Source organism: Rhodococcus sp. NPDC058521, assembly GCF_042719695.1.
GTDB lineage: Bacteria > Actinomycetota > Actinomycetes > Mycobacteriales > Mycobacteriaceae > Rhodococcus_F.
The window spans coordinates 98,852-119,876 of record NZ_JBHXNL010000004.1; the positions used below are offsets into that span (position 1 = coordinate 98,852).

A 21,025-nucleotide genomic window follows, 5' to 3' on the forward strand; every position below is an offset into this window, starting at 1 on the left:
GTTGCGACACGGCATCGGAACGGACACGGAACCTCAGAACCGAACAATTCCCACTTCTGTCACTCGCATAGTCGGCTTTCGGACGTCATCTACGTTGGCTGACAACGAAACGTTGCCGGCACGCCACATCCGCATTCCGCGGAGAGATGGAGCCAGCATGATCCGCATCGATCGAAGACCCAGCGGCAACGCCCGCCGCGCGACCTTGATCGGCCTGTTCGGCGCACTCTGCATCGCATTGCTCGGACTCGGAGCAGGAACTGCGTCAGCCGCCCCCCACAACTGGGAAGAGGTAGCGCAGTGTGAAAGCGGTGGCGACTGGAGCACGAACACCGGAAACGGGTTCTACGGGGGCCTTCAGTTCACACCGGAAACATGGAAGTCCCATGGCGGTAAGGGGCTTGCCTCGGAAGCCAGCAAGGCCGAACAGATCATGGTCGCCGAGAACGTGCTGCAGACCCAAGGTCGGGGCGCCTGGCCGGTGTGCGGCCAATTCCTGACCCTGGAGACTTCGCCGTCGGAATCGACACCGGAACCGGAACAGGACGTGACTGCCGAGACGGAAGCCGACTCGGCGCCGGCAGCGACCTCGGACGAAAGTACTTCCACCATGATCGCGAGGGTCGCCCTGGAAGGGGCCCGTGCGATCGCGGCGGAAGCCGCGTCCCGGTAAAGGGATTCGGCTAGCCGAGACCGGCCTCCCGCCGCTCCGCGGACGCGAAACCCAGCCAGGTGTGTCGGTTCCCCGCCCAGCACCATCCGACCTTCGGTGCATTGCGATTGACGGCGCCGTCGCGCCCGCTGCCGTTGCTGATCCAGATCGCTGGGGTCCTGGCATCGAGAGCGCCGTTGGGCTTGACCAGGCGGGATCCGATCGTCATGAAGCAGCGGTTGCGTTCGAGTGCCTCCGGCTGCTGAATCAGCCAGTGGATGCCCTCGGTCAGCGTCAGCGGTGTGCGGCCCGCTGCGGTGATCGCGGGCAACGCCTCGTCCGGACTCCAGTTCGCCATGTCGTCACCGCGGTCGATCCCGGACACCGTGTACAGCGAAGTGTCCGGGATGTCGACCGATTCGATGGGGGCGAAGCTGTCGATATCCGTCATGTCGACGACGACGAAACCCGGCTTGCCGGCGTGCTCGATCAACGGGGCGATCGCTGCCCCCACCGCGCGGTCGGGATGAACAACGAGCAGCGCGCCGTCTCCGCGTTCGTTGGCCCGGGCGTAGTCACGTAGCTGGTCTTCGGCTATGTCGGCACTGGTGTGCACGTCCGCTCGGATCAACCGCTCCGCCTGGTCGATCAGTGGTGGCAATGTGTCCAGGAATGTGGTCGCGCTCGGGGCTTCGCTCATCGGACCATGATGCCTGAAGTCAGGATCCGAGGGCGTCGATCACCGCTGCGGCCGCCTCGGATATGACGCGATTGTTCGCCGGCTCGTCGGCGCGATTCGTCGTGCTGTCCGTGAGGATCACCAGGACGATCGGTTCACCGCTCGGTGACCACACGACTCCTGCATCGTTGGCCGTACCGAAGCTGCCGCCACCGGTCTTGTCGGCCGCGCTCCAGCCGGGCGGCAGTGCGGCACGGATGCGCTGCTCGGAAGTGGTGCTTTCCCGCATCCAGTCGACGAGTCGTTCGCGATCGGCGTCGAAGAGTCCGTCTCCGAGCAACAACTTCTCGTATCCGTCGGCCAGTTCGCCCGGAGTGGAGGTATCACGCGGATCTCCGCGCAGGGCCTCGTTGAGGTCGGTCTCCCACCGGTCCAGTCGAGTGGTGTCGTCGCCCATCTCGCGCGCGATCGCCGTCACCGCGGGTGGTCCGCCGATCTCCTCGAGCAGGTAGTTGCCCGCCGTGTTGTCGCTGTGTGTCAGTGCTGCCCGGGCGATCTGCGCGAGGGGCATGGACGTGCCGGCCGCGGGGCCGGTGACGGGCGAGTTCTCGACGACCTTGCCCGGTTCGATGGTCACGTGCTTGTCGAGGGACGTGGCTCCCGCCCTCGCTCGACGCAGCACCTCGGCTGCCGCGTAGGTCTTGAACGTCGAGCAGAGTGCGAACGATTCGTCTGCCCGATGTTCGTACGATTCACCGGTGACCGTGTTCACCGCCGCGATTCCGACGCGGGCGGACGCGCCGATTTCCAGATCCCCCATGACGGGGTCGAGATTGCGCTCGATGTCGGTACTGCGCTCGACCGAGGTCGTCGATTGGGCGGTGGCATTCGGAGCCTCGGTTGCGGACGAGTCGGCGGCGGCGCACCCTCCCAGAACGAGTGGGAGTGAAGCGGCGAGGGCAATGGCGGTACGAGCGGGTCGAAGTTTCCAGGTCATGCCGGACAATCTGGCCGCGGATGCTGTGATTCACAAATACGATTGCGTACGGGTTGTGAGTCGCAAACCGTATCGTCCCAGGTTCGCCGGGGTATGGATCGGTTCGAACCCGCGTTCGTCCGGAGTGTGCCGCGGGGCGGGATCGAAGCCGAACCCTCACCAGGTGCCTGGTTGAATGGCGTCCCATGGATCTGATCCGTCATCTGAACTTCTTTGTCGCGGTTGCCGAGGAAGGTCACTTCGGTCGTGCTGCGGAGCGGCTGGGGATGACCCAGCCGCCGTTGTCGCAAGGGATGCGCAGGCTCGAGCAGAAGGTGGGAACGGATCTCGTACATCGAGGACACCGGGGCGCTGTTCTGACCGAGGCAGGACGCGAACTCCTCCCACGCGCAAGGTTGTTGGTTGCCGATGCCGCGCGATTCGAGGACGAAGCGCGTCGCGTTGCCGGCGGCAGCGATTCCGGGATCAGGTTGGGAGTCACGGACACGGTTCCCGACGAAGCTGCGATGGCGTGTGTCAACGCATTGCGACACAGTGTGTCCGGCGCAGTGACTGCGGTATCGACCACTACGGACTCCACGAACCGATTGGTGGACTCCGTGGCCGGCGGGCTGTTGGATCTCGCCGTCGTCGACCATCCGGCTCTGTTGACAGGGCTCGAATGTGGCCCCGTCCTCACGCTGCGGCGGTGGCTCCTTGCTCCGGCTGATCACCCCGTCGTCGAGGCGGAGCGGCCGCATCTGCGGATGTTGCGCGGACTGGCCTTCGCGTCCCGTTCGCGTTCGGACAATCCGCCCGCACACGACCTGCTGATCGACCTTCTGCGCACCAAAGGTCTCGACCCCGAGGTGCGGATCGCGAAGAACGCACGCGATCTCCTGGGTCGAATCGCTGCCGGTGAGTGTTTCGGTGTCACGGCGGCGCGGCCCGCCGCGGTACCCGGGGTTGCGTGGGTCGATCTGCTCCGCGAAGAACTCGCGTTGCGAACACGCATCGTGTGGCGGCGCGATCACGAACCGGCTGCTGCGGTGCGGGCGTTGGACCGAGTCATGTTGGCGGCGAACCGATGACCACCGACACGGAGAAACGTATTCGGGACGTTTTCGCCGATGCGGGGTGCGTGGGGCACCTGCATGCGCGGCGAGTCGGTGGACGCGACGACGTAGAGGTGTCGGTAGGCGCAGACGATCTGGTCGTGTTGGCCTCGGTGTACAAATTTCCGCTCATGCTCGCGCTCTGCGAGGCGTTCGACGCCGGAGAAACCGATCCGCGCGACACGGTGAGAATCGAACCCGCGTATTGCACGCCGGGGCCGACCGGGGTGTCGTTATTCAGAGATGCGGTCACGCTCAGTTGGCGAGATCTCGCCACGTCCATGATGACCGTGTCCGACAACGCCGCAGCCGATCTGGTGCTCGGCCTTGTCGGTGTGGACCGTGTCGAGTCGTTGTTGGCCGGTCTCGGTCTCACGAAGACCAGAGTGGTCGGTGGCACCGCAGACGTTCATCGCAGATTGGTGATCGACGCGAAAGCGCACACGACTGCAGAAGCATTCGCGGCACTGGCCAACAACGACGAAGCGTGGACCGTATCCGCATACGACCCGTCCTACGTGAGTGCGACGACTCCGCGGGAGATGACGACTCTGCTCGATGCGGTGTGGACCGATCGGATCCTGTCACCCGAACGCGCAGCGTTCGTGCGGGAGGTGATGGCTGCGCAGGTCTGGTCACACCGCATTCGGTCGGGGTTTCCGTACACGGACGTCGTGGTGGCGGGTAAGACCGGCACCATCGGCGCAATCCGTAACGAGGTTGCGGTGGTTAGCTTTCCGGGTGAGATTCCGGTTGTGGTCTCCGTGTTCACTCGGGCGGCGAGGGCGGATCCGATGCTGCCTGTGGTCGACGATGCCATTGGGCGAGCGGCCAGGATCGCGGTGACCGAGCTGCGGACGGGCCGCTTGAACTGAGGCCGTCAACCAAGGGTTGACGAAGGCGATTCGTCAACTTATGGTTGACGCATGGAAACAGTGAAGATGACCCACAACGTCCGACTCGACGAACTCATCGACGGCATCAAGAACGGTCACCCCGATACCCTGGACCAACTGTCCGACGCCGTGTTGCTGGCCGAGCATCTCGGCGAGGTTGCCGACCATCTGATCGGGCACTTCGTCGATCAGGCCCGCCGATCCGGCGCCTCGTGGACCGATATCGGAAAGAGCATGGGGGTGAGCAAGCAGGCGGCGCAGAAACGGTTCGTTCCCAAAGGGCCGAGTGGTGAATCGGATCTCGATCCGAACGAGGGTTTCAACCGGTTCACCCCGCGCGCCCGCGGCGTCGTGGTTGCGGCGCAGAACGAGGCGCGCAGCGCGAGCAACGACGTCATCACTCCCGAACACCTGATTCTCGGATTGCTCGCGGATCCAGCAGGGCTGGGCGCGCGCGCCATCGTGGAGTTGGGTGTCGGACTCGAAGATGTGCGACGCGCGGCAACCGAGACGAAGCCCGCTGCCGCGGAGGACGTTCCCGCGCTGATCCCGTTCGACGGTGCGTCCAAGAAGGTCCTCGAACTGACGTTCCGGGAAGCGTTGCGGCTGGGCCACAACTACGTCGGCACGGAGCACGTCCTTCTCGCGTTGCTCGAGCACGAGGACGGCAACGGAGTGCTCTCGGGTCTGGGAATCGAGAAGGAGGCAGCCGAGGCGAAATTGCTGACCGCCTTGCAGGCCGTCGTCGACTCGATGAAGAACGCCGAATAGCTCAGTTCGGGTAACGACGGGGCGTGAACACCCTTCGGCCGTCGGCGTGTTCGCGCACCGTCGTCGTCGAAGAGCCGACGATCAGCAGGCAACGCATGTCGACGTCGGCCGGATCGAGATCGGCGAGACGCACCACCCGAACGCTTTCCTCGGCACCGGCCACGTCTCGCCCGATGATCACCGGAGTGTCGGGGGAGCGGTGCTCGAGAACCAGGTCGCGCATGGCAGCCACCTGCCACGTGCGTGACTTCGACGCAGGGTTGTAGACCGCAAAGGCCATGTCGGCCCCGGCGACCGCGGAAATTCGTCGTGCAACGATGTCCCACGGCTTCAGGCGGTCGGACAGCGACAGCACCGCATAATCGTGGCCGAGCGGTGCGCCGACCCGGCTCGCCACGGCGTTGGCCGCGGTCATCCCGGGGACGATTCGGACGGGCACGTCTCGCCACTGCTCGTCCGCGGCGACCTCGAGCACGGCCGCGGCCATCGCGAACACCCCGGGGTCTCCAGACGACACGACCGCTACCGTTGCCCCGTTCTTCGCGAGATCCAATGCCATGGCGGCCCGTTCGGCCTCGACGCGGTTGTCGCTGGCATGGCGGCGCTGCCCCGGTCGGTGGGGGACGCGATCGACGTACGGGCCGTAGCCCACGAGATCGGTGGCACGAGAGAGCTCCTGGGCCGCTTCGGATGTCGTCCATCTCTGGTCGCCCGGGCCGAGACCGACCACGACCACCTCTCCGACGTCGACCACTCCCTGTCGGGGCCGACTGTTGGAGGGGCTGGGGACGACGGCGATGGAGAAGTACGGAACCTCGTCGTCCGAGACCTGCGCGGCGGAAGTGACACGTTCCCGCGAGGTACTGGCGCGCTCGACGTATCGGGCTTCGTCGATTCGCCCCGAATCGGTGAGTGCCCGGCGGACGTTCGGGTAGGTGCGCCCCAGCTTGAGGATCGCGGCCGCGTCGGTTTCCCTGAGGCGACGGGTGAGCTCCGCCTCGGGAAGAGTGCCTGGCAACACCGTGAGGATTTCCTCGCCCTCGACGAGCGGGGTGCCCATCGTCGCGGACGCGGCGCTGATCGACGTGACTCCCGGCACGATCTCGGAATCGAAGCGGGTTGCGAGCCGCTTGTGCATGTGCATGTAGGAGCTGTAGAACAGCGGATCGCCAGCTGCGAGCAGTGCGACGTCACGTCCCGCCTCGAGGTGGGCGGCAAGTGTCGAGGCCGCTTCTTCGTAGAATTCGTCCATGGCGCCCTGATAGCCGCCGGGATGGTCCACGGTTTCGGTGGTTACCGGATACACGAGGTGTTCTTCGATCTGGCCTTCGCGCATGTAGGGCGCGGCCACGCCGCGAGAGATGCTCCTGCCGTGCCGTGCGCTGTGAAACGCCACCACGTCGGCTTCCCCGATCACTCGGGCGGCTTTGACGGTGACCAGTTCCGGGTCACCCGGGCCGATGCCGACACCCCATATTTTCCCGGTCATTCGATCTCGCTCGCGATCGCGTTGACGGCAGCTGCAGTGATGGCGCTGCCTCCGCGGCGTCCGCGTACCAGGAGGTGGCCCAGTGCGGCGGGATGTGCGATCAGTGCTTCCTTCGATTCGGCGGCACCGATGAATCCCACCGGACCGCCCACCACCGCGGCGGGCCGAGGCGCGCCGGCTTCGATCATGTCGAGCAGGTGGAACAGTGCCGTCGGTGCGTTTCCGATGGCGACGACTGCGCCGCCGAGCTTGTCGCCCCACAATTCGAGCGCTGCGGCCGACCGGGTGTTGCCCATCTTCTCGGCAAGGGCCGGCACCCGTGGATCCCGAAGGGTGCAGAGCACCTCGTTGTCGGCGGGAAGACGCGTGCGGGTGACACCTGCCGCGACCATGTCGGCATCACAGAGAACGGGTGCGCCGGCCTTCATCGCAGTGCGTGCAGCGTCGATCACGCCGGGAGTGAACGAGATGTCGTCGACGAGATCGACCTGCCCGCTCGCGTGAATCATCCGTACGACGGCCTGGGAGACGGAACCGGAAAACCGGTCGAGTGCGGCCTCCGCGCGAATCGTGGCGAACGACTGGCGGTATATCTCCGCACCGTCGCGGATGTACTCGGTCATGGGTTAGACGATAGAGGTGGATGAGTGGGCGGTCGCACCGTGGTCACGTTGCCTGATGGAGATATCCGTCCGCGGTGGCGACGACGTCGGTGACGGTGGAGCGGGGGCGGCCGCACAACCGGTCGCAGCCCGACCAGTGCTGATTCCCGACGATCGGTACTTCGCCACGTTCGAGTGCTGCCCGGGCATCGGTGCGGACGTCCGCCAACGCCTTTGCGCATCCCGGCCGGCCGGTGCATGCACTGATGTGAAGCCAGGGGGAGTTCTCGTCGAAGATCAGGCCCATCGGTGCCAGGACACGGACGACCTGTTCGGCCATGTGCTCGGTGAGATCGCACAGCAGAAGGGTTTTCCACGGGGTGATGATCACCGGTCGTTCGACGGCAGCGAGGAACTCTGCGAGGCGCGCATCGAGAATGCCGAAGGGCAGACCGCCCCCGAGGGTGACGAACCCATCGTCCTGGTCCAGCCATCCGATCGGGGGAGGCGACTCGGCGGGAGCGGGCAACGGGTCGGTTGTGGTGGACAGGTCGAGCCGCTCGAGGACACGGTCGATTCCGTCGGGGACTTCGGCGAGCCGCCACTCCGTTCGGCGAACCGCCTGGAAAGCATGTGCCGATTCGATCAGCGCAGCGACGGCCTCGGAAGGATGCAGGCGCACCCCGGTGTCGCGTCCGGCGAGTAGCAACGCCGATTCGGTGTTCGTCGTTGCGTGAACACCGAAATCTGCTGCCAGTGGCGTCACGTCACCACGGCCGTCGTCCAGAGTGAAGAGCGTCCGCCCCGGTAGACCCGACAACGCGGGCGCGTCGCACAATGCTCGATCCAACTGCTGGACCAGGTCACGAATGTCGGCCTGTCCGCCGACGCGACCACTGAGCGGCGACGCGAGGATGTTCCTGACCCGTTCGTGGCTCGGAGACGGCAACAATCCCGCCGCTGCGATGCGGTCGGCGAACGCGGCGGGGTCGGAGACAGCTCGCAGCTGAACATTGCCTCGCGTGGTCAACTCCAGTTCGCCGTTGCCCCACCGGGCCGCGGACTCGGAGAGCGTCTGGATCTGCGCAGAAGTGAGAACTCCACCAGGCAACCGGACGCGCGCCAGGTTGCCGTCCGCCGCTTCGTGAACCTGCAAGGCGCCAGGGCAGGCGTCGGGGCGGGAGCGCGGTCGGGGCATGGTCACAGGTTACTGCGCGACCCCGGTAGCATCACGATCACTTGCGACCGCAGGCGAGGAAACCGGTGCGAATCCGGTGCGGTCGCGCCACTGTGTACCCGGCAGATCGAGAACGGTTCGTCGGGCAGCCAGACCCTCGCCTGCGGGCCACTCGACCCATGCCACGGGGCGCGACACCCCCAAGGAAGGCTTCATCCGTGATTCTGCTGCTCTCGACGTCCGACACCGACCTGCTCAGTGCCCGCGCCAGCGGAGCGGAGTATCGGTGGGCGAACCCCGCCCGGCTGTTGGTGGACGAAGATCTCCCCGCGCTGCTGGACGGCGTCGACGTCGTCGTGGTCCGCATTCTCGGTGGACGGCGGGCCTGGGAGGAAGGTCTCGACGCGGTCGTCGCGTCCGGGATTCCGGTGGTTGCGCTCGGCGGCGAGCACGCGCCCGACGCGGAGCTCATGGAGCATTCGACGGTCGCGGTGGGTGTCGCCGCAGAAGCGCACAACTACCTTGCCGAGGGCGGCTCCGAGAATCTGGCGCAGCTGTACAACTTCCTGTCCGACACGGTGCTGCTGACGGGGCACGGCTTCGAGCCGCCGGTTCACCTGCCGAGTTGGGGCCACCTTTCCTCTGTGAGTGGTTGGCGAGTCCAGGGACTCGCAAACCACTCACAGCCGAAGGTGGCGGTTCTGTACTACCGTGCGCAGCATCTCGCAGGGAACACGCGTTACGTCGAGGCGCTGTGCGAGGCGATCACCGCCGCCGGCGCTGATCCGATGCCGATCTACTGCGCGTCGCTGCGAACCGCGGAACCCGAACTTCTGGAAACTCTCGCGCAGGCGGATGCCCTCGTGGTGACGGTTCTAGCTGCGGGCGGCACCAAGCCCGCCACTGTCGGTGCCGGGGGCGACGACGAGGCGTGGGACGTTGCCGAACTTGCCGCACTCGACGTTCCGATTCTGCAGGGTCTGTGCCTGACGAGCAGTCGTGCCACGTGGGAGGCGAACGACGACGGACTGTCGCCGCTCGACGTTGCCACCCAGGTTGCCGTCCCCGAGTTCGACGGGCGCCTCATCACGGTTCCCTTCTCGTTCAAGGAGATCGACGAGGACGGGCTGTCGACCTACGTTCCCGACACCGAACGGGCCGCGCGTGTGGCCGGTATCGCGGTCCGGCACGCCAAGTTGAGGACCATTCCCGCACCGCAGCGTCGGATCGCGCTGATGTTGTCCGCCTACCCGACAAAGCACGCTCGAATCGGTAACGCAGTCGGCCTCGACACCCCGGCGAGCGCAATCGCTCTGCTGTCCGAAATGCGCGCTGCCGGATACGACCTCGGACCGGAGAGCGGAGCCGAAGCGATTCCAGGCCTCGCAGACAGGGACGGCGATGCGCTGATACACGCGCTGATCGCGGCCGGCGGGCAGGACCCGGACTGGCTGACCGCCGAGCAACTCGAAGGCAATCCGATCCGCATCTCCGCCGCCCGGTATCGCGAATGGTTCGCCACGTTGCCTGCGGATCTGCGCGAGGGAATAGAGGAGCACTGGGGACCGGCCCCGGGAGACCTGTTCGTCGATCGCTCCGTCGACAAGGACGGCGAGATCGTCATCGCCGCAATGCAGTTCGGCAACCTCGTTCTGATGGTGCAGCCGCCACGTGGTTTCGGTGAGCGCCCGGTCGCGATCTACCACGATCCGGATCTGCCACCGAGCCACCACTACCTTGCCGCGTACCGCTGGATCGCCGCGGCCGCGGAGGACGGCGGCTTCGGCGCAGACGCCGTAGTCCACCTGGGCAAACACGGCAATCTCGAATGGTTGCCCGGCAAGACCCTCGGCATGTCCGCCACCTGCGGCACCGATGCAGCTCTCGCAGATCTGCCGCTGATCTACCCGTTCCTCGTCAACGACCCGGGGGAGGGGACACAGGCGAAACGCCGGGCGCATGCGACGCTCGTCGATCATCTGATCCCGCCGATGGCGCGTGCGGAGAGCTATGGGGACATCTCACGCCTCGAACAACTTCTCGACGAGCACGCGAACATCTCGGCGCTCGACCCGTCCAAGCTGCCGGCCATTCGGCAGCAGATCTGGACGCTGATGCGGGCCGCGAAGATGGACCACGACCTCGGACTCGAGGAGCGCCCCGACGAAGACGTGTTCGACGACATGTTGCTGCACGTCGACGGTTGGTTGTGCGAGATCAAGGACGTTCAGATCCGTGACGGATTGCACGTGCTGGGGCAGGCCCCCGTCGGCGATGCGGAGGTCGAACTGGTGTTGGCGATGCTTCGGGCACGTCAGATGTGGGGTGGCGAGAAGAGCGTTCCCGGCCTCCGAGAGGCCCTCGGACTCAGCGAGGAGGGTGACGAGGCACGGGGTCGCGTCGACGAGGTGGAGAAGGCGGCCTTCGACCTCGTGAAAGGCATGTTCGACAAGGACTGGGATCCGGACGCCGCGGATGTCCTCACAAGCGATCCGACGGTCGCGAAGATCTTGAAGTTCGCTGCCACCGAGGTGGTTCCCCGACTTCGGCAGACCGACAACGAGGTCGCACAGGTGCTGCACGCTCTGAACGGTGGGTTCATCGCAGCCGGACCGAGCGGCTCGCCGCTGCGTGGCCTGATCAACGTGCTCCCGACCGGCCGCAACTTCTATTCCGTCGATCCGAAGGCCGTCCCTTCACGGCTCGCGTGGGAAACCGGTCAGGCGATGGCAGATTCGCTGCTCGACCGCTACCGGCGTGATCACGGTCGGTGGCCAACTTCGGTAGGGCTGTCTGTCTGGGGCACGTCGGCGATGCGGACGTCCGGTGACGACATCGCAGAAGTCTTCGCGCTGCTCGGTGTGCGCCCGGTGTGGGACGAGGCCAGTCGCCGCGTCGTGAACCTCGAGGTGATCGGCCTCGAGGAACTCGGCCGCCCGCGCATCGACGTCACAGTCCGTATCAGTGGGTTCTTCCGCGATGCGTTTCCGCACGTGCTCGCGATGCTCGACGATGCCGTACAACTCGTGGCCGCCCTGGACGAGCCGGCCGAACACAACTTCGTTCGTGCCCACGCACAGGCGGACCTCGCGGAACACGGCGACGAAAGGCGCGCCACCACTCGCATTTTCGGATCCAAACCGGGTACGTACGGCGCCGGTCTGCTGCAGTTGATCGATTCGAAGACCTGGCGGGGCGACCAGGATCTGGCGGAGGTCTACACGACCTGGGGTGGCTTCGCCTACGGCCGCGGCCTCGACGGTGTCCCGGCGGCAGACGACATGCGTGCCGCGTACAAGCGGATCACGGTGGCGGCGAAGAACACCGACACACGTGAGCACGACATCGCCGACGCCGACGACTACTTCCAGTACCACGGTGGCATGGTGGCGACTGTCCGGGCGCTCACCGGACAGTCGCCCGAGGCGTACATCGGCGACAGTACGAGGCCGGAATCGGTGAGGACTCGAACACTGTCGGAGGAGACGTCCCGCGTCTTCCGGGCCCGTGTGGTCAATCCACGCTGGCTCGAGGCGATGCGCCGACACGGTTACAAGGGTGCGTTCGAGATGGCGGCGACCGTCGACTATCTGTTCGGGTACGACGCGACGACCAATGTGGTGGCCGACTGGATGTACGAGAAGCTGGCCGAGTCCTACGTGCTCGACGAAACCAATCGCGAGTTCATGGAGAAATCGAACCCGTGGGCGTTGCACGGGATCGCCGAACGCCTGCTCGAGGCGGCGGAGCGGCAACTGTGGGAGGCTCCCGAGCAGAGCACTCTCGACGGACTTCGGCAGGTGTATCTCGAGACCGAAGGCGAACTCGAGGGCGACTGACATACGCTCGGGGCATGGCACTCGTCTATAACGCCGAACTCCAGCCGTCGAAGCTCGATCTCATCGCGTCTTGGCTGCCGTCGCAGGACTGGTACGGGTCGGGAGAACATCCGGAGCTCGAGCAGCTGGCCAGCTACCGTTTCGACGACCCCGACGGTGAAGTGGGTATCGAAACCCATCTGCTGAGGGACGGGGAGGGCTCACTGTTCCAGGTGCCGCTCACGTACCGCAGTGCGCCGTTGACCGGGGCGGACGACGCCCTCGTCGGAACCATGCAGCATTCGGTTCTGGGGGAGCGATGGGTGTACGACGCCGTGCATGATCCCGTGTACGTGTCGGTCGTCGCTTCGGTGATCGCGTCGGGCGGTACCGAGGCGGACCAGTTCCGCCACACCGACACCGGGCCCCAGCCGATGGAGAACACCGCGCACGTCGTGGGTTCGGGCGACCCTGTAGACGGGAAGGCAGGATCGGTGGAGTTGGTGCGTCGCCCCGCCACCGATGGTCGCGTTTCGCAGAGCCCGCGCATCGACGGTTGGTGGGACGGACAGCCGAACCGGGTCACCCTGCTGTCGTGGTCGCAGGCCGCAGCGCAGTCTGGAATCGCGTGATGAGCACAGAATTCGACAAGGTCGCATCCGCGAAATACGTGCTGCTCACGACCTTTCGCAAGGACGGAAGTCCGGTCGCAACGCCGCTGTGGGCAGCGGCAGAGGGTGAAAACCTCCTGATGTGGACGGTGACGGACTCGTACAAGATCAAGAGAATCCGTCGGAATCCGAAGGTCACCGTCGCCGTGTGCGATGCGCGTGGAAACCCGAAAGGCGATCCGGTCGAAGCCCGAGCCGAAGTCTTGGACGGTTCCGGGACCGAGCATGTGCGGTCGTTGATCACGCGCAAGTACGGAATCCTCGGCTGGCTCACCGTCAAGGGGAGTGCACTGCGTCGTGGCAAAGACGGAACGACGGGGTTGTCCATCAGCCCCGTCGAGTGAGAGATTCGGGCTGGGATCAGCTCGGGCTATCTGCGAACACGTCGACGATCACCTTGCAGAACGCCGGTAGGTCGTCCGGATTGCGGCTCGAGACCAGATTGCCGTCGATGACGACCTCCTCGTCCACCACCGTGCCCCCGGCGTTACGGATGTCCGTCCGCACGCTCGGATACGACGTCAGCGTGCGTCCGCGGACGACGTCGGCTTCGACGAGAGTCCACGGCCCGTGGCAGATCACCGCCACCGGCTTGCCGGAACGCACGAAATCCCGCACGAAGGCCACCGCATTCGAATCCTGTCGCAGCCGATCGGGATTGGTGGTGCCGCCGGGGAGTATCAGGGCATCGAAACTGTCGATCGCGGCGTCGGAAGCCAGCTGATCGACCGGGTAGGTACCGGCGGCGTTCACATCGGCATTCATCGCTTGTATGTCGCCTGCCCGTAGCGAGATCAATCGCACGGTTCCACCCGCGTTCTCGACCGCCGAGCGGGGCTGGGTCAATTCGACTTCTTCGACGCCGTCGGTCGCCAGCACAGCAATGGTGCGGCCTTCGAGAGTCGACGTGGTCGTGTCCGACATGATGCCTCCGTTCCGAGCTGAATCCGGTCCTGTTGCTCCCCGGCCGACCGTACTCCGCAAGTTCTCGCCACGTTGTTTCGTGACGGAGAGAGTCGTCCGGTGGCATCGTGGGGAGTATGAGTTCACCGGACAGTGCACGAGAAGGCGACACCACTCCCGAGGGGTCGACGGGCGAGTACAGCCTCGACGAGGACGATCAGCTCCAGCCCGAGGACACGCTCGTCGACCGTGGGGTGGACGACGTGCTGGACGAGGGCTACTCGCCACCGGAACGTCCACTGGGAACGAACGCGTTCGGCATCACCACTGCAGAGCAACAGGCGGGGGAATCCCTGGACGAGCGGCTCGCGGAGGAAGTGCCCGACGTCTCGGCCGAGGGCGATGATTCGGCGGAGTTCCGTAACTTCAGCGAAGTGGGCAATGCACGTTCGGGCAGATTGATGGCCGAGGACGAAGGAGCGGGCGAGGACACCGAGAAGGATCTGGTCGCCGAGGATGTGGGTATCGACGGTGGTGCGGCGTCCGCGGAGGAGGCTGCCGTTCATGTGGTGGAGGACGAGGACTCGCTCGAGTGATCGTCAACGACCGGACCGGACGTATTCGTCGACGGCGGCGAGCAGTCGATCGAGTGCGGCCCCGAAGGCAGCGTTGTCGCCACGCTGCTGAGCAGCGCGAAGGCCTTGCAGGGCGTTGGCGAGTTCCCCCGACTGGGTCGCATCGGGTGCGGCGGTCTCCGGTGTGGGCGGTGCCTGTTCCGGTGGCGCCGTTTCCGGGGGGCGCTGTTCTGCGGGTGGGGCAGTGCGCGCATCCCCACCCGGGGCTGTTGCCGCGGCGCCGGTACCGGTTCCGAACACCTGGTCCAAAGCTTCGGCGAGAGTGGGTCCGTACCCGATCCGCACACCGCCGGAACCGGGTTCGCGGAAGCTCACCAGTACGCGGGACAGCTGCGGGAACGTCGACCCGTCGTGGGTGTTGGAAATCCGTTCCGTGTAGAGCGGTTCCACATACAGGACACCGCCGTCCGCGATCGGAAGCGTCAGCAGGTTGCCGTACTGGATGCGATTGGACCGTTCGAGCAACGTGCGTTCGGACGCCACCCGGGTATCGGAGATCATCGAGTTCTGGATCTGTTGCGGCCCCTGGGTGAGAGTGTCCGTGGGCAGTTGGAGAACGGTGATCCGCCCGTACTCGGCGGGGTCGGAATGCGCGGAGATGTATGCGGACAGGAACTCGCGGTTGAATCCCACCATTGCGCTTGCCAGCCGGAACGACGGTTCCGCGGTCTCCTGATCACCAACCAACACGTAGAACGGCGGCTGGTTCCGGTCGGCGTCGACGGTCGGGTCGCTGGGAACGGACCAGAATGCGTTATTGGTGAAGAATTCCCTGGGATCGTCCACGTGATATTTCGACAGCAGCTCACGCTGCATCCGGAAGAGGTCCTCGGGGTACCGGAAATGTTCGCGAAGTGAATCCGACACGGCAGTCTGCGGTTCGACCGACCCGGGGAAGATGTTCTTCCACGCCTCGAGCACCGGGTCGTCGTCCACGACCTGATACAGCGTGACCGTGCCGTCGTAGGCATCGACCGTGGCCTTGACGGAGTTGCGTGCGTATGCGATCTCGTCCTGGGGCAGGTTTCGCCCGGTCATCGGGTCGATGCCGGCTTCCTCGAGGGCGGTGCGCTTCGAATACGGATAGTTGTCGAGGGTGGTGTAGGCGTCCACGATCCAGACGATGCGGCCGTCCACGACTGCGGGATACGGGTTGGCGTCGGTGGTGAGCCAAGGCGCGACCTTCTGTACCCGAACCTGCGGATCCCGGTGGAAGATGATCTTCGATTCCGGTCCCACGGCGCGTGAGAACAGAATGTTGCGTTCGGTGTACTGGGTGGCGAACGCCAACCGGTTGAACCAGTTTCCGATCGGAACGCCCCCGGCACCCGCGTAGGTGTACTTGGTCGTGTCGGTGTCGTACTCGCGGGGTCCCTCACCGTCGGCTGTGCCGACGATGGCGTAGTCCGGGCTGGTGCTCGAGATGACTTCGCCGTAATAGATCCGCGGTTGGTCCACCGGGATGAGCTGCCGACCGGAGTCCTGGGATGCGATGTCACTGACGCTGTAGATCGGGTAACCACTGTCGCTGCTCGCCGTGTCTCGGGTGGCGTCACGCACGGCCGCGTTCACCCGATTGGCGGGTGCGGCAACGAATCCGTTGCCGTGCGTGTAGACGGTGTGCCGATTGATCCAGTCGGTCTGGTTGCCGGTGAGGCTCGGTGGCGACAGCTCGCGTGCTGCCACGATGTAGTCGCGTAGCTCGCCGTCGATCTCGTACCTGTCGATGTCGAGAGCAGCTGGGAAACTGTAGAAGTTCTTCAATTGCTGCTGTTGGGTGAATGTCCGCGACAGCACTGCCGGGTCCAACAAGCGGGTGTTGGCGATCGTTTCGATGTCGGCGGGCACGTCACGTGGAGACCGGGTGCCGACGCCGGGATACGCCTCGTACTCGACCGTGTCCGCGGATATGCCGTAGGCGTCTCGGGTGGCCGCGATATTGCGTTCGATGTACGGACGTTCGACGTCTGCCGCATTCGGTCGGACGGAGAACTGTTCCATCAGCAGTGGCCAGACGCCGCCGACGAGAATCGAAGACAGTACGAGCAGCGCTGTTGCCAGGGCCGGGATGCGGAAGTCGTGGGCGATGATGGCGGCGACGAACGCGATCGCACACACGACCGCGATGGCCAGCAGAATCAATTTGGCGGGAAGAACGGCGTGAACGTCGGTGTACCCGGCGCCGGTGAAAGTGGGCTCTTTCCGGCTGCTCGAGACGAGTGCGTAGCGGTCGAGCCAGTACGCCACCGCTTTCAGGAGGATGAGAGTTCCGGCGAGCACGGCAACTTGAATGCGTGCAGGCCACGAGAGGGTTGCCGATTTCGGTGACAGACGTAGTCCGCCGAACAGGTAGTGCACGAGAAGATTGACGGGCAATGCGAACAGGACCGCCACGAACAGCCAGTTGAGGACGAATCGGTAGAAGGGAAGGTCGAAGGCGTAGAAGCCGATGTCCCGCCCGAACTGAGGGTCCTCGACACCGAACGCGCCACCGTGCAGGAAGAGCTGCGCGAGCGCCCAGTTCGTTTGTCCCATGAGGCCGGCGAACAAACCGATCACCAACGGGACCCCGATCACGATCCGACGTCGATGCTGCAGCACCGCCTTGCGGTACGGCGCGATGCCGTGATCGGAGCGAGACGGCGGTACGAACACCGGCCGCCACCGGTACGCGAGTGTCATCGCAAGGAACAGAGCACCCCCGACGAGCACTCCTACACCGAGGAACAGCACGATTCGGGTGACAAGCACGGTCGCCCAGACGTTGCGGTAGCCGACTTCGCCGAACCACAGCCAGTTCGTGTAGGCGCCGACGAGCAACGGGATCACGATCAGGGCGCCGAGCACTCCCACCACCACGAGTACCATTACCCGCGCGCGTCGCGATTCCAGAACCGCACCGGTCATGTCCCGACCTCCCAGGCGTGACCGTTTCGTCCCATTCTACGGGTTGAGGCGCTACGTCACCTCGCTTCGCTCACCGAGGACATGTGGAAGTCCGGAACCCGCAACGACGGCATCGCCGTGCGCGTGAACCAGTCCTTCCACTCCCTCGGGAGGGTGCGTTCGGTGGCGCCTACCTGGGAAGCCCTCCGAAGCAGGTCCAACGGGCTTTCGTTGAAGCGGAAGTTGTTGAGTGCGCCGACCACTTCACCGTTCTCCACGAGGTACACCCCGTCACGGGTGATGCCGGTCAGGAGGAGCGTTGCGGGGTCGACCTCCCGGATGTACCACAGCGTGGTGAGCAGCAACCCACGCTCGGTCTCCGCGACCATCTGGTCGACCGTCAGCGAACCTTCGCCGTCGAGCACGAGGTTTGCACCGGGTGGCGCGGGAACGCCCGCGAACTCCCGGGCCGCCGAACGGGGATACGACAACGCGTTCACGACGCCGTCCCGAATCCAGTCGGTCCGGGGCAGATCCATCCCGTTGTCGAAGATCGAGACGGACTCGTCCGAGTGGCCGGTCACGAGGAATGGGCACGTTTCGAGACCCAGCGTGGCCGGGTCGGAGTACAGCGTGAATGGGAGCGCTCCGAGGCGTTCTCCGACTCGGGTGCCGCCGGCCCGGGAGAGCGCGGAACGGCCCTCGTGCGCACTGCGCCCTTCCATCATCCACATCAGGTAGATCATCAGGTCGGCAACCGCAGAAGGAGGTAACACGGTTTCGTAGCGTCCGGCAGGCAGCTCCACGGTGCGCGACGACCAATCGAGCCGATGGGAAAGATCCTCGAGGAGTTTGACCGTTGCCACGTCGGTGAAATCCGTGGTGCCGGTGCCCACCCACGCGCTGGCATCGCCGCGTTTTCCGTTGATCTCCACAGAGCCCGTGGGTTGAACGTGACGACGCCGCACTCCGGTGGAGGATGCCAACCAGGTCGTGTGCATCTGGTGGTGGGCGAATCCGTACAATCGATCCGACCCGTCGAATCCTTGGCTCAGATCCTGGGCGAGTTGTTCGAACACACCGATCTCGGTACGGGCAGCCGGGTGATCCCAGTCTTCGGGTGCCCTGGCACCGGTCACCAGGGGCATGGCATCGGACGCGGGGCGGGCCGCCCGCGCCGCACTCTCGGATGCCGACACCACGGCGGCGATGTCTCGGGAATCGACGCTGGACGACGTGACGATGCCTACCCTCGATTCTCCCTGCGTGCGCGACACCGATACGACCGTCCACGACCGGGAGGTCGAAACGCCGTTGGTGGTCATCGAACTCTCTGCCCAACGCAGCGAAGCCTCGCTGGTGTCCGTGACGATGACGATGGTTTCGTCGACGGTAGCCAGATCCAGAACGCGGTCCACGAGTTGTTCGGCGGGAATCATCGGCCGGCCTCCGTGCGCGTGTTGAGGACGTTGACATCACGGAAGAGTGCCGCGGGGCAGCCGTGACTCACCGCGGCAACCTGACCGGGCTGGGCTTTCCCACAGTTGAAGGCGCCGCCCAGTTCCCAGGTGGACGGGCCGCCGATGGCGGCCATCGCGCCCCAGAACTCGGTGGTGGTCGCCTGATACGCGACGTCGCGGAGCTGTCCGACCAACCTTCCGTTGTGGATTCGGTGAAACCGCTGGCCCGTGAACTGGAAGTTGTAGCGTTGCATGTCGATCGACCAGGACTTGTCGCCAACCACGTAGATTCCGTCTTCGACGTCGGCGATCAGATCGTCGACACTGCGATCGACGTCCGGATCGGGTTGCAGTGACACGTTGGCCATTCGCTGGATCGGGACGTGGTGTGGTGAGTCGGCGTACGAGCATCCGTTCGAGCGATCGAGGCCGAGGCGCGGCGCGAATGCCCGGTCGAGTTGATATCCGACCAGGATGCCGTCTCGGATCAGATCCCACGCCTGCGTTTCGACTCCTTCGTCGTCGTAACCGGCCGTGGCCAGGCCGTGCGGTGTGGTGCGGTCCGCCGTGACGTGCATGATCGGGCTACCGTACTGCAGGGTGCCCAACAGATCCGGGGTGGCGAAAGACGTTCCCGCATAGGCGGCCTCGTATCCGATCGCGCGATCGTATTCCGTGGCATGGCCGATCGATTCGTGAATGGTTAGCCACAGGTTGGACGGTGCGATGACGAGGTCGGTGGCCCCCGCCGTGACGGTGGGGGCCGCAACCTTCTCCGCGAGGAGATCGGGGATTCCGTCGAGTTCGCCGGCCCAGTCCCACAGGTCGTCGCGTTCGAGATACTCCCAGCCGCGGCCCACAGGTGGTGCGAGGGTACGCATCGTCTCGAACTCGCCGGTTCCGTGGTCGACGGTGGTGGCCTCGATCTGCGGGTGTATTCGAACACGTTGTTGCGTAATGGAAGAACCGGCCAGGTCGGCATGGAAGGTTTGCTCTTTGACCTGAAGGCATTCCGCGCTCACGTGGTCGATTCCCGTGTTCGACAACAGCCGCCGGGAGTATTGGGCGAGCAGTGAAACCTTGTCCGAGAGTTTCACCTGGAAGGGGTCGGTGTCGTACCTCGATACCCACTGGGCGTCGACGTGAAACGGTTCGGGCGCCAGTTCGACGTGTTCACGATTGAGTCCGCGCAGAGCCCGTGCAACCGCGACCGCCTGCTTCGCCACGGACGATGCGGTGTCAGGGGTCAGCTCGGCATGGGATGCGAACCCCCACGTCCCGTCGACGATCACCCGGACCGCGAATCCGAGTTCGTCGCTGTCGACGGCCATTTGAATATCCCCGTCCCGCAATCGGAGCGACGAGGTCGCAATCCTGTGGACGCGTACGTCTGCGTGAGTGGCACCGGCGCGCCGCGCAGTATCCAGAGCGGTATTCGCCAGCGCCCGCAGCGGGAGCGCAAGGAAGTCGGAGTCGATCTGTTCGGTCGCCTTCACCCGACTCACGCTAGTCCGGTCGTCAGCCGAATTGCTGCCAACCGAGACGCGCGACCATCACGAGTACCACCACCAGCAAGGTGATCCGTACGAAACCGGCGCCCTTGCTCAGCGCCATGCGTGATCCGGTGACGGCACCGATGACATTGCACACCGCCATGGCGAGGCCGAGCGTCCACCACACGTGTCCGGTGGCGGTGAAGAAGATCAGCGCCCCGAAGTTCGACCCGAGGTTGATCACCTTCGCCATGGCGGCGCTTCGTACGAACTCGGTGCCGAGGAAGGTGGCGAAACTGATGATCAGGAACGTTCCGGTACCGGGGCCGAACAAACCGTCGTAGTAGCCGAGCGCGCCCGCAGAAAGGAGGACCACGACGGCGACCTTGTGGGCGGACGGACGGTGCGTGACCAGGCCCGTACCGAGTTGCGGTCGCTGCGTCACGAACACTGCAACGGCCACGAGGATCACCATGATCACCGGAATGAACATGTCCTTGTCGATGAGTGACACGGTGGCAGCACCCAGTGCCGAGGTCACCGCCGCAAGCAGCCCGGCCGGTCCCAGGATTCGCCAGTCCATCCGGATTCGGCGGGAGAAGGTGATGACGGCCGCGGAAGTGCCGGTGAACGCGGTGAGCTTGTTGGTGGCAAGTGCCGCAGCCGGAGTCAGTTGCGGGGCGACGAGAAACAGCGCCGGCAGAAGGATCAATCCACCGCCGCCCACCACCGCATCGACCCAACCGGCGGCGGTGGCGGCGGTGAGAAGAAGCGCCCAGTCTGCTGGATTCACGGTCCAGAC

18 protein-coding genes and 1 riboswitch are annotated in these 21,025 nt (G+C 65.2%); of the genes, 8 read left to right on the forward strand and 10 right to left on the reverse strand.

Annotated features, from left to right (window positions below; genetic code table 11):
* Positions 1 to 157 precede the first annotated feature (157 nt).
* Complete coding sequence (locus ACFWO3_RS08660) at positions 158 to 673, forward strand: transglycosylase family protein (protein WP_378576148.1); 516 nt, start codon at positions 158 to 160, stop codon at positions 671 to 673.
* A 10-nt stretch (positions 674 to 683) separates the two neighbouring features.
* On the opposite strand, the gene ACFWO3_RS08665 is transcribed toward ACFWO3_RS08660, so the two are convergent.
* Positions 684 to 1,352: a DUF5701 family protein gene (locus ACFWO3_RS08665; protein WP_378576150.1), complete on the reverse strand. Its 669-nt coding sequence runs from the start codon at positions 1,350 to 1,352 to the stop codon at positions 684 to 686.
* Positions 1,353 to 1,371: 19 nt separating this feature from the next.
* Positions 1,372 to 2,328 carry a class A beta-lactamase gene (gene bla / locus ACFWO3_RS08670; RefSeq protein WP_378576152.1) on the reverse strand — a complete coding sequence of 319 codons (957 nt, stop codon included), beginning with the start codon at positions 2,326 to 2,328 and terminating at the stop codon, positions 1,372 to 1,374.
* Positions 2,329 to 2,513: 185 nt separating this feature from the next.
* On the opposite strand from bla, the gene ACFWO3_RS08675 reads away from it, so the two are divergent.
* The 3 genes from ACFWO3_RS08675 to ACFWO3_RS08685 are packed head-to-tail and all read left to right on the forward strand — an operon-like array spanning position 2,514 to position 5,089.
* Positions 2,514 to 3,398: a LysR family transcriptional regulator gene (locus ACFWO3_RS08675; protein WP_378576154.1), complete on the forward strand. Its 885-nt coding sequence runs from the start codon at positions 2,514 to 2,516 to the stop codon at positions 3,396 to 3,398.
* Positions 3,395 to 4,297 carry a serine hydrolase gene (locus tag ACFWO3_RS08680; protein ID WP_378576157.1) on the forward strand — a complete coding sequence of 301 codons (903 nt, stop codon included), beginning with the start codon at positions 3,395 to 3,397 and terminating at the stop codon, positions 4,295 to 4,297. Before ACFWO3_RS08675 ends, ACFWO3_RS08680 begins: the two co-directional genes overlap by 4 nt.
* 51 nt (positions 4,298 to 4,348) lie before the next feature.
* Positions 4,349 to 5,089 carry a Clp protease N-terminal domain-containing protein gene (locus tag ACFWO3_RS08685; RefSeq protein WP_378576159.1) on the forward strand — a complete coding sequence of 247 codons (741 nt, stop codon included), beginning with the start codon at positions 4,349 to 4,351 and terminating at the stop codon, positions 5,087 to 5,089.
* A gap of 1 nt (position 5,090) precedes the next feature.
* Here ACFWO3_RS08685 and ACFWO3_RS08690 read toward each other — a convergent pair whose 3' ends face one another.
* The 3 genes from ACFWO3_RS08690 to cobG are packed head-to-tail and all read right to left on the reverse strand — an operon-like array spanning position 5,091 to position 8,378.
* Positions 5,091 to 6,578: a precorrin-2 C(20)-methyltransferase gene (locus ACFWO3_RS08690; protein WP_378576161.1), complete on the reverse strand. Its 1,488-nt coding sequence runs from the start codon at positions 6,576 to 6,578 to the stop codon at positions 5,091 to 5,093.
* On the reverse strand, positions 6,575 to 7,201 hold the full coding sequence (locus tag ACFWO3_RS08695) for a precorrin-8X methylmutase (protein ID WP_378576163.1): 627 nt from the start codon (positions 7,199 to 7,201) through the stop codon (positions 6,575 to 6,577). Before ACFWO3_RS08695 ends, ACFWO3_RS08690 begins: the two co-directional genes overlap by 4 nt.
* Before the next feature lie 43 nt (positions 7,202 to 7,244).
* Complete coding sequence (cobG, locus tag ACFWO3_RS08700) at positions 7,245 to 8,378, reverse strand: precorrin-3B synthase (RefSeq protein ID WP_378576165.1); 1,134 nt, start codon at positions 8,376 to 8,378, stop codon at positions 7,245 to 7,247.
* Between the two features lie 6 nt (positions 8,379 to 8,384).
* Positions 8,385 to 8,537, forward strand: a riboswitch (cobalamin riboswitch).
* A gap of 38 nt (positions 8,538 to 8,575) precedes the next feature.
* On the opposite strand from cobG, the gene ACFWO3_RS08705 reads away from it, so the two are divergent.
* Genes ACFWO3_RS08705 through ACFWO3_RS08715 form a run of 3 tightly spaced genes read left to right on the forward strand, consistent with a single transcriptional unit; the run spans position 8,576 to position 13,190 of the window.
* Entirely contained in the window at positions 8,576 to 12,196 is a 3,621-nt protein-coding gene (locus ACFWO3_RS08705) for a cobaltochelatase subunit CobN (RefSeq protein ID WP_378576168.1), read from the forward strand.
* Positions 12,197 to 12,210: 14 nt separating this feature from the next.
* On the forward strand, positions 12,211 to 12,807 hold the full coding sequence (locus ACFWO3_RS08710; protein WP_378576170.1) for a hypothetical protein: 597 nt from the start codon (positions 12,211 to 12,213) through the stop codon (positions 12,805 to 12,807).
* On the forward strand, positions 12,807 to 13,190 hold the full coding sequence (locus ACFWO3_RS08715; protein ID WP_378576172.1) for a PPOX class F420-dependent oxidoreductase: 384 nt from the start codon (positions 12,807 to 12,809) through the stop codon (positions 13,188 to 13,190). Before ACFWO3_RS08710 ends, ACFWO3_RS08715 begins: the two co-directional genes overlap by 1 nt.
* Positions 13,191 to 13,206: 16 nt before the next feature.
* Here the strand turns inward: ACFWO3_RS08715 and ACFWO3_RS08720 are convergent, their stop codons facing one another.
* A complete protein-coding gene (locus ACFWO3_RS08720; protein WP_378576175.1) occupies positions 13,207 to 13,770 on the reverse strand; it encodes a type 1 glutamine amidotransferase domain-containing protein in 564 nt (187 codons plus the stop codon).
* 116 nt (positions 13,771 to 13,886) lie between these two features.
* Between ACFWO3_RS08720 and ACFWO3_RS08725 the strand changes: the two genes are divergently transcribed.
* Positions 13,887 to 14,345 (forward strand): DUF5709 domain-containing protein, encoded by a 459-nt coding sequence (locus ACFWO3_RS08725; RefSeq protein WP_378576177.1) that lies wholly within the window; start codon positions 13,887 to 13,889, stop codon positions 14,343 to 14,345.
* A gap of 3 nt (positions 14,346 to 14,348) precedes the next feature.
* On the opposite strand, the gene ACFWO3_RS08730 is transcribed toward ACFWO3_RS08725, so the two are convergent.
* From ACFWO3_RS08730 to ACFWO3_RS08745, 4 genes are read right to left on the reverse strand one after another with little or no spacing between them, the layout of a single operon-like run.
* Positions 14,349 to 17,291, reverse strand: coding sequence for a UPF0182 family protein (locus ACFWO3_RS08730; RefSeq protein WP_378576179.1), 2,943 nt, complete (start codon positions 17,289 to 17,291; stop codon positions 14,349 to 14,351).
* 56 nt (positions 17,292 to 17,347) lie between these two features.
* On the reverse strand, positions 17,348 to 18,709 hold the full coding sequence (locus ACFWO3_RS08735) for a metallopeptidase TldD-related protein (RefSeq protein ID WP_378576181.1): 1,362 nt from the start codon (positions 18,707 to 18,709) through the stop codon (positions 17,348 to 17,350).
* On the reverse strand, positions 18,706 to 20,226 hold the full coding sequence (locus ACFWO3_RS08740) for a TldD/PmbA family protein (protein WP_378576183.1): 1,521 nt from the start codon (positions 20,224 to 20,226) through the stop codon (positions 18,706 to 18,708). The genes ACFWO3_RS08735 and ACFWO3_RS08740 overlap by 4 nt, the downstream gene beginning before the upstream one ends.
* Positions 20,227 to 20,248: 22 nt before the next feature.
* The gene (locus tag ACFWO3_RS08745) at positions 20,249 to 21,016 is read right to left on the reverse strand and encodes a TSUP family transporter (RefSeq protein WP_378576185.1); all 768 of its coding nucleotides are present in this window, start codon (positions 21,014 to 21,016) and stop codon (positions 20,249 to 20,251) included.
* Between the last annotated feature and the right edge of the window lie 9 nt (positions 21,017 to 21,025).

What these genes read in the sequence shown, in the direction of transcription:
- ACFWO3_RS08725 (WP_378576177.1), top strand. Translation starts at nt 13,887, where the DNA reads ATGAGTTCACCGGACAGTGCACGAGAAGGCGACACCACTCCCGAGGGG.
- cobG (WP_378576165.1), bottom strand. Translation starts at nt 8,378, where the DNA reads ATGCCCCGACCGCGCTCCCGCCCCGACGCCTGCCCTGGCGCCTTGCAG.
- ACFWO3_RS08665 (WP_378576150.1), bottom strand. Translation starts at nt 1,352, where the DNA reads ATGAGCGAAGCCCCGAGCGCGACCACATTCCTGGACACATTGCCACCA.
- ACFWO3_RS08730 (WP_378576179.1), bottom strand. Translation starts at nt 17,291, where the DNA reads ATGACCGGTGCGGTTCTGGAATCGCGACGCGCGCGGGTAATGGTACTC.
- ACFWO3_RS08735 (WP_378576181.1), bottom strand. Translation starts at nt 18,709, where the DNA reads ATGATTCCCGCCGAACAACTCGTGGACCGCGTTCTGGATCTGGCTACC.
- ACFWO3_RS08715 (WP_378576172.1), top strand. Translation starts at nt 12,807, where the DNA reads ATGAGCACAGAATTCGACAAGGTCGCATCCGCGAAATACGTGCTGCTC.
- bla (WP_378576152.1), bottom strand. Translation starts at nt 2,328, where the DNA reads ATGACCTGGAAACTTCGACCCGCTCGTACCGCCATTGCCCTCGCCGCT.
- ACFWO3_RS08675 (WP_378576154.1), top strand. Translation starts at nt 2,514, where the DNA reads ATGGATCTGATCCGTCATCTGAACTTCTTTGTCGCGGTTGCCGAGGAA.
- ACFWO3_RS08680 (WP_378576157.1), top strand. Translation starts at nt 3,395, where the DNA reads ATGACCACCGACACGGAGAAACGTATTCGGGACGTTTTCGCCGATGCG.
- ACFWO3_RS08695 (WP_378576163.1), bottom strand. Translation starts at nt 7,201, where the DNA reads ATGACCGAGTACATCCGCGACGGTGCGGAGATATACCGCCAGTCGTTC.
- ACFWO3_RS08685 (WP_378576159.1), top strand. Translation starts at nt 4,349, where the DNA reads ATGGAAACAGTGAAGATGACCCACAACGTCCGACTCGACGAACTCATC.
- ACFWO3_RS08660 (WP_378576148.1), top strand. Translation starts at nt 158, where the DNA reads ATGATCCGCATCGATCGAAGACCCAGCGGCAACGCCCGCCGCGCGACC.
- ACFWO3_RS08710 (WP_378576170.1), top strand. Translation starts at nt 12,211, where the DNA reads ATGGCACTCGTCTATAACGCCGAACTCCAGCCGTCGAAGCTCGATCTC.
- ACFWO3_RS08690 (WP_378576161.1), bottom strand. Translation starts at nt 6,578, where the DNA reads ATGACCGGGAAAATATGGGGTGTCGGCATCGGCCCGGGTGACCCGGAA.
- ACFWO3_RS08720 (WP_378576175.1), bottom strand. Translation starts at nt 13,770, where the DNA reads ATGTCGGACACGACCACGTCGACTCTCGAAGGCCGCACCATTGCTGTG.